Here is a 12,849-nt window from a genome sequence, read left to right as displayed (position 1 = left end):
CCACATCTTTGTCTTGACATGAAATCCGGTGAGCGCGGACACTCATCCTGCACCTTAAAGCGCTTTAAGGCCCTTCGGAAGGAGCCCGACGATGACGTCGACCGCCGCCCCGACGTGGCTCGACCCGGCCGAGGCCCGCGTCGGGGACCTGCGCGCGCACGTCGAGCGCGGCACCGACCCGGCCGCCCATCCGCGCGCTGCGGCGATCCGCTCCGGCGTGCCGGTCTACGACGCGACCACCCTGCTCGCCGACGACCGGCGCGCGGTCCAGACCGAGCTGGTCGCGACCCTCCTGGACGGCCCGGGCATCGTCGTCATCTCGGGGACGTTCGAGCGTCCGGTGCTCGACGCGGCCACCGCCGAGTTCCGCGCGATGATCGCCGAGCAGCGCGCCTCCGGGGCCGTCGCGGGCGATCACTTCGCGAAGCCCGGCGCGAACGACCGCATCTGGAACGCGGCCGAGAAGCTCGCCCTGCGCGCCCCCGCGGTGTTCGCCGCCTACTACGCGAACCCCGCGCTCGCCCTGGTCTGCGAGGCCTGGCTCGGCCCGGGCTATCAGGTGACGTCGCAGGTCAACCAGGTCAACCCGGGCGGCGCCGCGCAGAGCCCGCACCGCGACTACCACCTCGGCTTCATGGACGCGGCCGGCGCCGCCCGCTACCCCTCCCACGTCCACCGCCTCTCGCCCGCGCTCACGCTGCAGGGCGCGGTGGCGCACGGGGACATGCCCGTCGAGTCCGGCCCGACGATGTACCTGCCGCACTCCCAGACCTACCCCCACGGCTACCTCGTCGCCGACCGCGAGGACGTCCGCACGTACTTCGCGGAGCACCACGTCCAACTGCCGCTCGCTGCCGGCGACGCGGTCTTCTTCAACCCCGCGCTCATCCACGGCGCCGGCCACAACCGGACCACCGACGTCCACCGGCTCGCCAACCTGCTCCAGGTCTCGTCCGCCTTCGGGCGCGCGATGGAGAGCTGCGACCGGGCCGCCATGGCCCGCGCGGTCTTCCCCGCGCTGTTCTCGCTCCCCGACGACGGCTCGCTCGAGAACGCGGTCGCCGCGACCGCCGAGGGTTACGCCTTCCCGACCGACCTCGACGCGGACCCGCCCGTCGACGGCCTCGCCCCGCCCTCGCCCGCCGACGTGCTGCTGCGCGCCGTTCGGGAGCGGTGGTCGCCCTCTGCGCTGGATGCTGCGCTGTCGGCCCAGACGTCCCGACGACGCGGTGTGGTCACGTGAGCGGGCTGCTCGCCGGTCGCGTGGTGCTCGTCAGCGGCGGCACCTCCGGGGTCGGCGCGGCCGTCGCCCGGACCGCCCGGCGGGAGGGGGCGTCGGTGGCCGTCACGGGCCGTCGTCGGGAACACGGGGAGAAGGTCGCGGCCGACCTCGGAGCGCTGTTCGTCCCGTGCGACGTCGCCGACGTCGGCGCGTGCCGCGCCGCGGTCGCCACGGTCGTCGCCGAGTTCGGACGGGTCGACGGGCTGGTCAACGCGGCGGGCCTGGTCGACCGCGGCTCGCTGCTCGACACCACGCCGGAGCTGTTCGACGCGCACATCGCGATCAACCTGCGCGGGCCGTTCTTCCTGATGCAGGCCGCCGTGGCCGACATGATCCGGCGCGGCGAGCCCGGCACGATCGTGAACATCGGGTCCGAGTCGGCCCGCGGCGGAGCGCCGGACCTCAGCCCGTACTCCGCGGCGAAGGGCGGCCTCGCGACCCTCACCCGCAACGCCGCGCACGCCCACCGGTTCGACCGGATCCGGGTCAACCAGCTCGACATCGGCTGGACCGACACCGAGGGCGAGGACGTCGTGCAGCGGCGGCACGGCGCGGGCGAGGACTGGCGCGCACGCGCCGGCGCCGGCCTGCCCGCCGGGCGTCTCGCCGCCCCCGAGGACGCCGCCGAGATGGTCGTCCTCCTGCTCTCCGATCGATCCGGTGTGGTCACCGGCTCGGTCCTCGACTGGGACCAGCAGGTCCCCGGCGCCCACGACTGAAAGGCACATGGCAGTGAAGATCGGACTCATCGGCCTCGGGCGCATCGGGGCCTTCCACGCGGAGACGCTGCGCGGCATCGTCGACGAGCTCGTCGTCACCGACGCCCGTCCCGACGTGACCGCGGCCGTCGCGGCCGAGGTCGGCGCGCAGGCGGTCGACTCCCCGGAGGACGTGTTCGCCGCCGGCGTCGACGGCGTCGTCATCGCCGCCGCGACCCCGGCCCACCCGGAACTGCTGCTCGCGGCCGTCGACGCCGGGCTCCCCGCCTTCTGCGAGAAGCCGCTGGCCGGCCGGATCGACGACGCACTCGACGTCGCCGCGAAGCTCGCGGGCCGCGACGAGCGGGTGCAGATCGGCTATCCGCGGCGCTTCGACGAGGGGTACACGACGGCGCGGGCGGCGGTCGCCTCGGGTGAGCTCGGCCGCGTGCACACCGTCCGCGCGACGACGCTGGACCCGGCGCCGCCGCCGCTGGACTACGTCCGCATCTCCGGCGGCATCTTCCGCGACTGCTCGGTGCACGACTTCGACGCGATCCGCTGGGTCACCGGCCGCGAGGTCGTCGAGGTGTTCGCCACCGGCGACACCGCGGGCGACCCGGTGTTCGCGGAGGTCGGCGACGTCTCGACGGCGGCCGCGGTGCTGACCCTCGACGACGGCTCGCACGCGCTGGTGTCCAACACCCGCTACAACCCGCGCGGCTACGACGTGCGGATGGAGCTGCACGGCGACCGCGACTCGATCGCCGTCGGGCTCGACGACGGGCTGCCGCTGCGCTCGGCCGAGCCCGGCGTGACCTTCCCGGCGGGCACGCCGCACGCGTTCTTCATGGACCGGCTCGCACCCGCCTTCCGCGCGGAGCTCACCGCGTTCACCGAGCTCGTGGCGGGGACGCGGCCGACGCCGTGCTCCGTCGCCGACGCCATGGCCGCCGGCTGGATCGCCGAGGCCGCCACCCTGTCCCTGCACGAGCACCGTCCGGTGCGGATCGACGAGGTACAGCGATGAAGATTGCCGGTGCGCCCATCTCCTGGGGCGTCTGCGAGGTCCCCGGCTGGGGCCACCAGCTCGAGCCGAAGCGCGTGCTCTCCGAGATGCGCGAGGTCGGGCTCGCGGCCACCGAGTTCGGCCCCGACGGGTTCCTGCCCGCCGACGCCGCGGCGAAGGCCGCGACGCTCGCCGAGTACGACCTGCACGCCGTCGGCGGCTTCACCCCGACGCTGCTGCACGTGCCGGACCACGACCCGGTGCCCGGGGTCGAGGCGCTGCTCGCGAGCTACGACGCGGCCCACGCCGGCACGCTCGTGCTCTCCGCCGACTCCGGCGGCGCGGGCTACGACTCACGACCCGAGCTCGACGCGGCCGGCTGGTCGCTGCTGCTCGGCAACCTCGACCGGATCGCCGCCGTCGCCGCGGCGCGCGGTGTCGAGGCGGTCCTGCACCCGCACGTCGGGACGATGGTGGAGAACACCGACGACGTGCAGCGGGTGCTCGCGGGCTCGTCGATCGGGCTGTGCCTGGACACCGGGCACCTCCTGATCGGCGGCACCGACCCGGCCGACATCACCCGCCAGGCCCCGGAGCGGGTCGCGCACACCCACCTCAAGGACGTCGACCTGACCCTCGCGCGCCAGGTGCAGGACGGCCGGCTGACCTACACCGAGGCGGTCGGCCGCGGGATGTACCGGCCGCTCGGGTCGGGCGACGTGAACCTGACGGCGGTGCTCTCGGACCTCGCCGCCCGCGGCTACGACGGCTGGTACGTCCTGGAGCAGGACACGATCCTGCACGACGAGCCGTCCGGCGTCGGACCGGTCGCGGACGTGGCGGCGTCGGTGGAGCACCTGCGCTCGGTGCTGGCGTGAGCTCCTTCGAGCTCGCGGCCTGCGCCGAGATGCTGTACCTGGACCGGCCGTTCGCCGACCGGGTCCGCCGGCTGCACGAACGCGGGTTCGCCGTCGAGATCTGGAACTGGGCGACGAAGGACGTCGACGACCTCACGGCCACCGGCGCCCGGTTCTCCTCGATGACCGGCTACCTCACCGGGTCGCTCACCGACCCCGACGGCATCGCCGAACTGCTCGCCTCGGCGCGCCGGTCGCTCGAGGTCGCGGCGAAGCTCGACTGCCCGCGCCTCAACCTGCACGGCACCGGGCTCGACGGGCAGGGACTGCCGGTGGTGCCGGTGGAGGTCGTGACGCCGCGGATGTGGCTGACCGCCGCCGACACCCTGCGCCGGGTCGCGGAGCTGGGTGCCGAGGCCGGGCGGGTGTTCACGCTGGAGAACCTCAACCTCGACGTGGACCACCCGGGCGTCCCGTTCGCGCGGGCCGCGGACACGCTCGAGCTGGTGCGTGCAGTGGGTTCACCGCACGTGCGGCTCAACCTGGACCTCTACCACGCCCAGATCGGCGAGGGGAACCTGATCGCGCTGCTCGACGAGGCGCTGCCGTACGTCGGCGAGATCCAGGTCGCGGACGTCCCGGGCCGCTGCGAGCCCGGGACCGGCGAGATCCACTACCCGGCGATCGCGCGGGCCCTGGCCGAGCGGGGCTACACGGGAGTGGTGGGCCTCGAGGGGTGGGCCAGCGGCGACCCCGACGCCGCGCTGGACGCGTTCGAGAGTGCGTTCGGCGTGTGAGCACTGTCCGTGGCGGGCGCCACGGACAGTGCTCACACGGGCCCGCCGACCACACGGTCGGCGGGCCCTTCGCTTTGTGCGGACAAAAGTATTGTGATCACCGTTTAGAGCGCTCTAAGCTCCAGGAGAGCCACTCCACCACTTCATCCCCGGAGGACCCCGATGGCCGCACCCACCGCCGTCGAGTACGACCCGTTCGACCCGACCTTCTACACGGCCGACCCGTTCGGGACGTACCGGTGGATGCGGGACGAGGCGCCGGTCTACTGGTCGGAGCGCCGGCAGTGGTTCGCGCTCACGCGGTTCGACGACGTGCGCGCGGCGATCACCGACGCCGACACGTTCCGCAGCTTCGAGGGCATGGACATCGACGACTCGCGGCTCGAGCAGGTACCGCCGGGATCGATCGGCAGCATGGACAACCCGCGGCACGACCAGGTGCGTCACGTCGTCCAGCCCTACTTCGTGCCGCGGCGGATCGCGAACCTGGAATCGGGGATCCGCACGGTCGTGCGGGGCCTGGTCGAGAACCTGCGGGGCCGCGACACGCTCGATCTCGCCGACGAGCTCGCGTGGCCGATGCCGTTCGACGTGTTCTTCCACCTCATGGGCTTCCCCGGCCGCGCCGACGCGACGGCCGAGCAGCTCGCCCGCCGCGACCAGCTCGAGCGCTGGACCCACGAGCTCAAGGAGCGCATCCCCGGGACGCCGCACCTCGGGCCGAAGGCCAAGGCCGCGACCGCCGGCGTGCAGCAGTACTTCATCGACGTGCTGAACGAGCGGCGCCGCGAGCACCGCGACGACCTGCTCACGAAGATGGTCACGGCCGACATCGACGGCACCCCGTTCGTCCCCGACGAGATCACGCCGGTCTCCGAGGTCAGCGGGCTCATGACGATCCTCTTCCTCGGCGGCGTCGAATCCACCGCGGGCCTCACCGGCACGCTGTTCAAGCTGCTCGCCGAGAACCCCGACCAGCGCGCGCTACTGCAGGCCGACCCGTCGCTCGTCCCGGCCGCGATCGAGGAGGCGATGCGCTGGGCGACCCCGCTGCAGCTCACCGCCCGCACCACGTCGCGCGAGGTGACGCTGCACGGCGTCACGATGCCGAAGGGCGCGCGCGTCGTGCTCATCCCGGGTGCTGCCAACCGCGACGAGCGCCGCTACCCCGACCCCGACCGCTTCGACATCACCCGCCCGCCCGGCCGCCAGGTCGGCTTCGGCGAGGGTGTCCACGGCTGCCTCGGCGCGCCGCTCGCCCGGCTCGAGGCCCGCATCGCGCTCGAGGAGGCGCTGCCGCTGCTCGGTGACTACGAGCTCGACGGCGAGCCGACGTTCTACCCGAGCTCGCCGAACATGTACGTCTGGAAGCACCTCCCGATCCGGACGACGGGCCCGACGGCCCCGCCCGCCCCGACCCGTCGTCAGGAGGAGGCCTCGGATCTCGAGGCGGTCGTCGTCGGGAAGGAGCCCGTCTCCGAGGGCGTCGTCACGCTGTCCCTGGGCCGTCCCGACGGCGGGTCGTTCCCGGTCTGGCAGCCGGGCGCGCACACCGACCTGCTCCTCGACGGCGTCGCACCGCGGCAGTACTCGCTGTGCGGGTCGCCGGAGGACCGGACGACCTGGCGGCTGGGCGTCCTGCGCGAGGCCGACGGGCGCGGGACGTCGCGGCACGTGCACGACACGCTGCAGGTCGGCGACCGGGTCCGCCTGCGCGGGCCGCGCAACAACTTCCCGCTCGCGTGCTCGCGGCGCTTCCTGTTCATCGCGGGCGGCATCGGGATCACCGCCCTGCTGCCGATGATCGCCGCCGCGCACGCGTCCGGCGCGGACTGGCACCTCGTGTACGGGGGTCGGCAGCGCGCGTCGATGGCGTTCCTCGACGAGCTGTCGCGCTACGGGAACCGGGTGACGGTGGCCCCGCAGGACGAGGTCGGGCTACTCGACCTCGACACCCTGCTGGGGACACCCCGCGAGGACACGCTGGTCTACTGCTGCGGACCGGAGCCGCTGCTCGCGGCGGTCGAGGAGCGGTGCGCCGGCTGGCCGGAGGGCGCGCTGCACGTCGAGCGGTTCAGTCCGAAGCCGGTCGGCGACCCGCTGCGGACCGAGGCGTTCACCGTCGAGCTGGCGCGCACCGGCGTCACGCTCGAGGTGCCGCCGGAGCGGTCCGTGCTCGAGGTCGTCGAGGAGGCGGGCGCGACCGTCGTCTCGTCGTGCGCCGAGGGCACCTGCGGGACCTGTGAGACCCGCGTGCTCGACGGGGTGCCCGACCACCGCGACTCGGTGCTCGACGCGGCGGAGCGGTCGCGCAACGATTGCATGATGATCTGCGTGTCCCGCTCGTGCACCGCGTCGCTGCGCCTCGACCTCTGACCGTGGCCCGGCGCATCCGTCTGGAGGACGTCGCCGCCGAGGTCGGCCTGTCGCGGGCCTCGGTGTCGATGGTGATGCGTGGTGCGCCGGGGCCTTCGGCGGACACGGTGGAGCGGGTGCTCGCCGCCGCCGACCGGCTGGGCTATCGACCCGACCGCGCCGCGGCCGCGCTGGCGTCGCGCCGCAGCCGGATGATCGGCGTGGTGCTGGAGGTCCGGTCGACCTTCCACGCGGAGCTCGCCGAGGAGATGCTCGCCGCGGCCGACCGGATCGGCTACGACCTGCTCCTCGGCCCGCGGACCCCGCACCGCGACGAGGCGCGGGCCGTCGAGTCGCTGCTCGACTCGCGGTGCGAGGCGCTGGTCCTCATCGGCACCGAGGCTCCGGTCGAGCGGCTCGTGGCCCTCGACCGGCAGCTCCCGGTCGTCACGGTCGGGCGCCGGATTCCGGGCGCGGAACTCGACGTGGTGCGCCTCGACGACTACGCGGGGGTGTCCGAGCTGGTCGGACACCTCGTCGGGCTCGGCCATCGTCGGATCACCTATGTCCGAGGGCATGACGCGGTGATCGCCGCCGACCGCGAGGCCGGCTACCGGTCGGCCATGGCGGCGGCCGGGCTGGAGCCGCACGTCCTCGCCGGCGGCAAGGACGCCGACGACGGCGTGGCCAGCGCCCGCGTGATGCTCGCGGACGACCTGCCCACGGCCGTCCTGCTGTTCAACGACCAGGCGGCGATCGGCTTCATGTCCGAGCTCACCCGCGCCGGGGTCGACGTGCCCGCGCAGGTGTCGGTGGCGGGCTTCGACGACTCCCCGCTGGCACGCATGGGCCCCGTGGGCCTCACGACGATCCGCCAGGACGTGCCCGGCCTGACCCGACACACGCTCGACCTGATCGGCGAGCGCCTCGACGGCGGCCGGACGGCGCGCCGGGACGTGGTGATCCGACCGGAGGTCGTGATGCGGTCGTCGGTGGGCGCCGTGGCAGGAATCTGACGCTTCTCGTCGTTCCTGCCACTCGTTCTCGACGGCGGGTCCCGTCAGGCTGGATGGCATGCGGATCGAGATCGTGGTGTTCGACGGCTTCGACGACCTGGACGCGCTGGGACCGCACGAGGTGTTCTCGCACGCCTCGACGCGGCTGGACGGCTGGTCGTCGACGCTGGTCGCAGTGGATGCGCCGGGCACGGTGACCAGTGCGCACGGCATGGTGCTGACCGTGTCGGAGGTGCTCGGCGAGCCCGACCTCGTCGTCGTGCCGGGCGGCGGGTGGTTCGTGCCCGGCAGCGGCGCGCGGGCCCAGGCCGATCGAGGCGTGCTGCCTCGGCGGGTCAAGGAGCTGGCCGACTCGGGCACGCTCGTCGCCTCCGTCTGCACCGGCGCGATGATCCTGGCGACGGCGGGCCTGACGACCGGGCGACCCGCCGTCACGCACCCGAGCGCGATGGACGCGCTGGAGGAGTCGGGGGCCATCGTGCGGCGGGACGCCCGCGTGGTCGACGACGGCGACCTCGTGACGGGCGGCGGGGTGACCAGCGGCATCGACCTGGCGTTCCACCTGGTCGCCCGGGAGGCCGACCCGGAGACCGCCCACGCCGTCGCGGCGCACATGGTCTATCCGCTGCAGGTCGAGCTGCCGGTCTCCCGTTGAGCGAAGGGCCCCTTCGCTCGAATAGGCCAGCCGTGGGCGCCCACCGCCACCACCCGCCGTCGTGAACGAAGGGCACCCCCGGTCGGTCTATTCGACCGAAGGTGCCCTTCGTTCAGTAAGGGCCCGCCGGCGTGAGGGGAGGATCCGAGCGCTCTTGTGGCACCAGGGTTCCCCTCACGCCGAAGAGTGGGTCAGGCCAGGTCCACCCAGCCGCGCTTGTCCATCGACTGCGCGACCGCGTCGAGCACGCGCGCCGCGGCGAGGGCGTCGTCGATCGTCGCGCCAGGAGCGACCTCCCCACCGGCGACACCGCGCAGGAACGCGTTGGCCTCCGACACCTTGAGGTCGTCCAGCGACGTCGGGTTGCCTGCGCCGGGCTGGAACAGCGCGAAGTCGCCGTCGCCGGGAGCGGCCGCGACCACGGACGACGCCTGGTCCACGTAACCGTCACCGGACGACACGAGCAGCTCCCCCGGGCGCCGGAAGTCGAACGACACGAGGCCCTGCGTCCCGTGGATCTCGAACCCGTAGTCGTTCTGGTCCCCGACGGCGACGCGGCTCGCCTCGAGCTGCACGAGCACGTCGTCGGCGGTCCGCCCGAGCACCGAGACGTAGTCGAGGTTCTCGACGTCCCCGTACACGTCTCCCCCGCGCGAGTACTGGCTCGCACCCGCCGCCACGACCGGGCGGCGCGGGATGAAGCGCTCCCCGTCGGCGACGACCGTGCGGGGTTCCCCCACGAGGAAGCGGATCAGGTCGACACCGTGGACGGCGAGGTCGTTCAGCACCCCCGACCCGCCCTGCGCCCGCGTGAACCGCCAGCTCAACCCGCCGTCGGGATGGGCGGCGAAGTCGGTGAGCAGCCGGAAGCGCGCGTGCGTGAGCCGGCCGATCGCCCCCTCGGCGAGCAGTCGCCGCGCCCGCGCGATCGCGGGCACCATCCGGTAGTTGAAACCGATCGTCGAGGTGACGCCCGCGGCGTGCACGGCCTGCGCGACGGCGGCCGTGTCGGCCGAGGTCAGCCCGACCGGCTTCTCGATCCACAGGTGCTTGCCCGCCTGCGCGACCGCGACGCCGATCTCGCGGTGCAGCCCGTTCGGCGCGGCGACGCTGACCGCCTCGACGGCCGGGTCGTCGACCACCGACCGCCAGTCGGTGGTCGCCCGCCCGAAGCCGTAGCGCGCCACGAAGTCGTCGGCCGCCGCGGCGACCGCGTCGGCCACCGCGACCAGCCGCGGTCGGTCCGCGAGCGCCACGTGGTGCGGCAGCCGGGAGTACGCCCGGGCGTGGAGATGCCCCATCCACCCCGCACCGACGAGCCCGACCCCGGTCACGGCGTCTCCCACGCCACGGCGCCGAAGTGCTTCCCGACGAGGGCCGTGATCGTGTCCCGGTCGCGGGTCACCACGTCGAGCGCGCGCTCCTCCCACCCGAACACGCAGTGGGTGAGGGTGCCGTCGAAGCCCGCCGTCGCGAGCGCGGCGAACACCTCGTCGAAGTCGACCTCGCCCGCGCCCATCGGGGCGTGCTGGTGCACCCGGACCGTCGACCCCGGCGGGTTGACGATGTAGCGCAGGCCGCCGGACGCGGTGTGGTCGAGGGTGTCCGCGAGGTGCACGTTGGTCACACGGGACCCGGCGTGGGCGATGATCCCGGCCGCGTCGTTCCCCTGGTGGAACGTGTGCGGGGTGCAGTAGAGGAACGTGATCCAGTCCCGATCGAGCCCGGCGATCATGTCGACGGCCGCGTGGCCGTCCTCGATGAAGTCGTCGGGGTGCGGCTCGAGCACGAGCCTGATGCCCTCGCGCTCGAAGTCCGGGGCCAGCTCGTCGAACGAGCGCAGGAACATCGACTCCGCGTGCTCCGCCGCCTCCGGCCGGCCGTTGAACTCGGTGTTGATCGTGTCGACGCCGAGGTCGACGGTGATCCGGATGGCCCGCCGCCAGGCCCGCACGGCCGCCTGGCGGGCCTCCTCGGACGGCCCCGACCAGCGCAGCACCGGCAGCACCGACGAGATGCCCACGCCCGCGTCCGCCGCGCGGCGGCGCAGCGTCGCGACCGTGGCGGAGTCCACCCGCGGGTGTGCGAAGAACGGGATGAAGTCCTCCTTCGGGGAGAGCTCCATCCACTGGTAGCCGGCACGGGCGACGGCGTCGGGCAGGTCGACCACCGGCGTCGTCCGGTGGAACATCTGCGCGTCGAGGGCGAGCTTCACCGCTGCTCCATCCCCGTCTCCACCCGGACGTTCTTGACGACGGCCGCCACCCCGGCCTCGCAGATCGCCGCGGCCGCGTAGCCGTCCCAGCTGCCCGGGCCGTCGACCGCGTCCCCGCCGGAGGCGATCCCGGCGCGGGCGGCGTCGGCCCAGCGCTGCATCTGGTCGTCGTAGGCCTGCCCGAAGCGCTCGACGAAGCCCGGGGTGATCGTCCCGCCCCAGGTCCCGCCCGGACGCTTCACGACGACGTTCTGGTCCAGTCCGATCGTCGCCGACCCGCGCTCGCCGACGAGCTCGGTGCGCACCTCGTACGCGACCCCGGTGCGCACGAAGATCTCGATCGTGACGAGCGCGCCCGACTCCGCCTCGAACAGCACGAGCATCGGGTCCGACGTCCCGGCCGGCGCGGTCGAGGTCGGACGGCCCTTGACCACGCTGACCGCGGTGATCTCCTCGCCGAGCAGGAAGCGGGCGGTGTCGGCCTCGTGGACCACCGAGTCGCGGATCATGAACTGCGAGTCGAAGAAGTCCGGCACGTCGGGGTTGCGGTGCGTACAGTGCAGCATGAGCGGCGCGCCGAACTCGCCGGCGGCGGTCATCCGCTGCAGCTGCGCGTACTCGTGGTCGAACCGGCGCATGAACCCGACCTGGATGAGGCGGCGGCCCAGCTCCGACTCGCGGCGGTACACCTCGAGCGAGGTGGACGCCTCGACGGTGAGCGGCTTCTCGCAGAGCACGGGCTTGCCGGCCTCGAGGCAGGCGAGGACCTGCTCGTGGTGCGCGGCACCGGGGCTCGCGAGGACGACGGCGTCGACGTCGTCGGCGTGGATCGCCTCGAGCGGGTCGGCCACCACCCGGGCGCCGATCGGGTCGCCGACCCGGTGGGCCTGCTCGTCGACGAAGTCGCTGACGACGGTGACCCGGGCCCCGCGCGTGCGGTGCGTCAGGCTGTCGACGTGGAAGGCGCCCATCTTGCCGACGCCGAGGACGGCGACGCGGAGTTCGTCGGTCATGGCGTGGCTCCTAGGCGGTGGTGAGGGCGGCGGGGCCGACGGCGACCGCGCCGCCGCAGCCGGCGAGGTAGGTGCGGGTGCGCTTCGCGATCGGCAGCGGCTGGTCGGGCGGGCACGGGTACATGTCCTGCTCGACGATCGCGAAGACGTCCGGGTTCACGGGGAGGACGGCCTCCTCGACGGCGCGGAGCACGTCGGGCATCGACGGCACACCGTGCGGCGGCTCGATCATCGCGCCGGCGCGGACGGCGTCGGGGAACGGCAGGTCCTCGGCCTCGACGCGGGCGACGATCGCCGGGTCGACCTGCTTGAGGTGCAGGTAGCCGATGCGCTCCGGGTACTTCCGGATGATCGCGACGTTGTCGCCGCCGTAGTACGAGACGTGGCCGGTGTCGAGGCACAGGTTCACGTAGCGCGGGTCGGTCGACTCGACGAAGCGCTCGATCTCGCGCTGGTAGCCGACGTGCGAGTCGGCGTGCGAGTGGAACTGCACGCGCAGGCCGTACTCCTCGAGCACGCGGCGGCCGAGGGTGTCCATGCCCGTGGTCAGGCGGCCCCAGGACGCGGCGTCGAGCTCGCGGGGCTCCTTCGGCGCGCCGGTCTTGTGGTCGCGCCACGGCTCCGGGATCACGACGAGGTGCTCGCCGCCGACCGCGCGGGTCAGGGCCGCGACGTCGGCGACCTGGTCCCAGACGTGGTCCCACGAGTCGGGCTGGTGCAGGTGCTCGAACACGGTGCCGGCCGAGACGGACAGGCCGTGCTCACGCAGCGCGTCGGCCAGCGCGGTCGGGTCGGTGGGCAGGAACCCGTAGGGGCCGAGCTCGATCACGTCGTACCCCGCACCGGCCACCTCGGCGAGGAAGCGCTCGGGGGTGGTCTGCTCCGGGTCCTCGGGGAACCAGACGCCCCAGGAGTCGGGGGCGGAGCCCACGCGGATGCTGCTCACTGCGAT

The 12,849-nt window shown here is 73.5% G+C and carries 12 protein-coding genes; 8 read left to right on the top strand and 4 right to left on the bottom strand.

The window, feature by feature from the left end; all coding sequences use genetic code 11:
- The first annotated feature begins 91 nt into the window (after window positions 1-91).
- The 8 genes from LN037_RS17670 (at window position 92) to LN037_RS17635 (ending at window position 8,669) form a co-directional block, all read left to right on the top strand.
- Window positions 92-1,243, top strand: a complete 1,152-nt coding sequence (locus LN037_RS17670; protein WP_230754938.1) for a phytanoyl-CoA dioxygenase family protein — start codon at window positions 92-94, stop codon at window positions 1,241-1,243.
- Window positions 1,240-2,001, top strand: coding sequence for an SDR family oxidoreductase (locus tag LN037_RS17665; protein WP_230754936.1), 762 nt, complete (start codon window positions 1,240-1,242; stop codon window positions 1,999-2,001). The genes LN037_RS17670 and LN037_RS17665 overlap by 4 nt, the downstream gene beginning before the upstream one ends.
- A 13-nt stretch (window positions 2,002-2,014) precedes the next feature.
- Window positions 2,015-3,010 (top strand): Gfo/Idh/MocA family protein, encoded by a 996-nt coding sequence (locus LN037_RS17660; RefSeq protein ID WP_230754934.1) that lies wholly within the window; start codon window positions 2,015-2,017, stop codon window positions 3,008-3,010.
- The gene (locus LN037_RS17655) at window positions 3,007-3,867 is read left to right on the top strand and encodes a sugar phosphate isomerase/epimerase family protein (protein WP_230754932.1); all 861 of its coding nucleotides are present in this window, start codon (window positions 3,007-3,009) and stop codon (window positions 3,865-3,867) included. Before LN037_RS17660 ends, LN037_RS17655 begins: the two co-directional genes overlap by 4 nt.
- Complete coding sequence (locus tag LN037_RS17650; protein WP_230754930.1) at window positions 3,864-4,643, top strand: TIM barrel protein; 780 nt, start codon at window positions 3,864-3,866, stop codon at window positions 4,641-4,643. The genes LN037_RS17655 and LN037_RS17650 overlap by 4 nt, the downstream gene beginning before the upstream one ends.
- A 162-nt stretch (window positions 4,644-4,805) precedes the next feature.
- Window positions 4,806-7,019 (top strand): cytochrome P450, encoded by a 2,214-nt coding sequence (locus tag LN037_RS17645; RefSeq protein ID WP_230754928.1) that lies wholly within the window; start codon window positions 4,806-4,808, stop codon window positions 7,017-7,019.
- A gap of 2 nt (window positions 7,020-7,021) precedes the next feature.
- On the top strand, window positions 7,022-8,014 hold the full coding sequence (locus LN037_RS17640; protein ID WP_230754927.1) for a LacI family DNA-binding transcriptional regulator: 993 nt from the start codon (window positions 7,022-7,024) through the stop codon (window positions 8,012-8,014).
- A gap of 58 nt (window positions 8,015-8,072) precedes the next feature.
- Window positions 8,073-8,669: a DJ-1/PfpI family protein gene (locus LN037_RS17635; protein ID WP_230754925.1), complete on the top strand. Its 597-nt coding sequence runs from the start codon at window positions 8,073-8,075 to the stop codon at window positions 8,667-8,669.
- A gap of 191 nt (window positions 8,670-8,860) precedes the next feature.
- Here LN037_RS17635 and LN037_RS17630 read toward each other — a convergent pair whose 3' ends face one another.
- The 4 genes from LN037_RS17630 to LN037_RS17615 are packed head-to-tail and all read right to left on the bottom strand — an operon-like array spanning window position 8,861 to window position 12,843.
- Window positions 8,861-10,003, bottom strand: coding sequence for a Gfo/Idh/MocA family protein (locus LN037_RS17630; protein WP_230754923.1), 1,143 nt, complete (start codon window positions 10,001-10,003; stop codon window positions 8,861-8,863).
- Entirely contained in the window at window positions 10,000-10,884 is an 885-nt protein-coding gene (locus LN037_RS17625; RefSeq protein ID WP_230754921.1) for a sugar phosphate isomerase/epimerase family protein, read from the bottom strand. Before LN037_RS17625 ends, LN037_RS17630 begins: the two co-directional genes overlap by 4 nt.
- On the bottom strand, window positions 10,881-11,897 hold the full coding sequence (locus LN037_RS17620; protein WP_230754919.1) for a Gfo/Idh/MocA family protein: 1,017 nt from the start codon (window positions 11,895-11,897) through the stop codon (window positions 10,881-10,883). The genes LN037_RS17625 and LN037_RS17620 overlap by 4 nt, the downstream gene beginning before the upstream one ends.
- A gap of 10 nt (window positions 11,898-11,907) precedes the next feature.
- Complete coding sequence (locus tag LN037_RS17615) at window positions 11,908-12,843, bottom strand: sugar phosphate isomerase/epimerase family protein (protein ID WP_230754918.1); 936 nt, start codon at window positions 12,841-12,843, stop codon at window positions 11,908-11,910.
- Window positions 12,844-12,849 lie beyond the last annotated feature (6 nt).

The organism is Actinomycetospora soli (assembly GCF_021026295.1).
Lineage (GTDB): Bacteria > Actinomycetota > Actinomycetes > Mycobacteriales > Pseudonocardiaceae > Actinomycetospora > Actinomycetospora soli.
The sequence above is the reverse complement of the archived record's forward strand: the minus strand, read 5'-3'. Positions and strand labels throughout refer to the sequence as shown.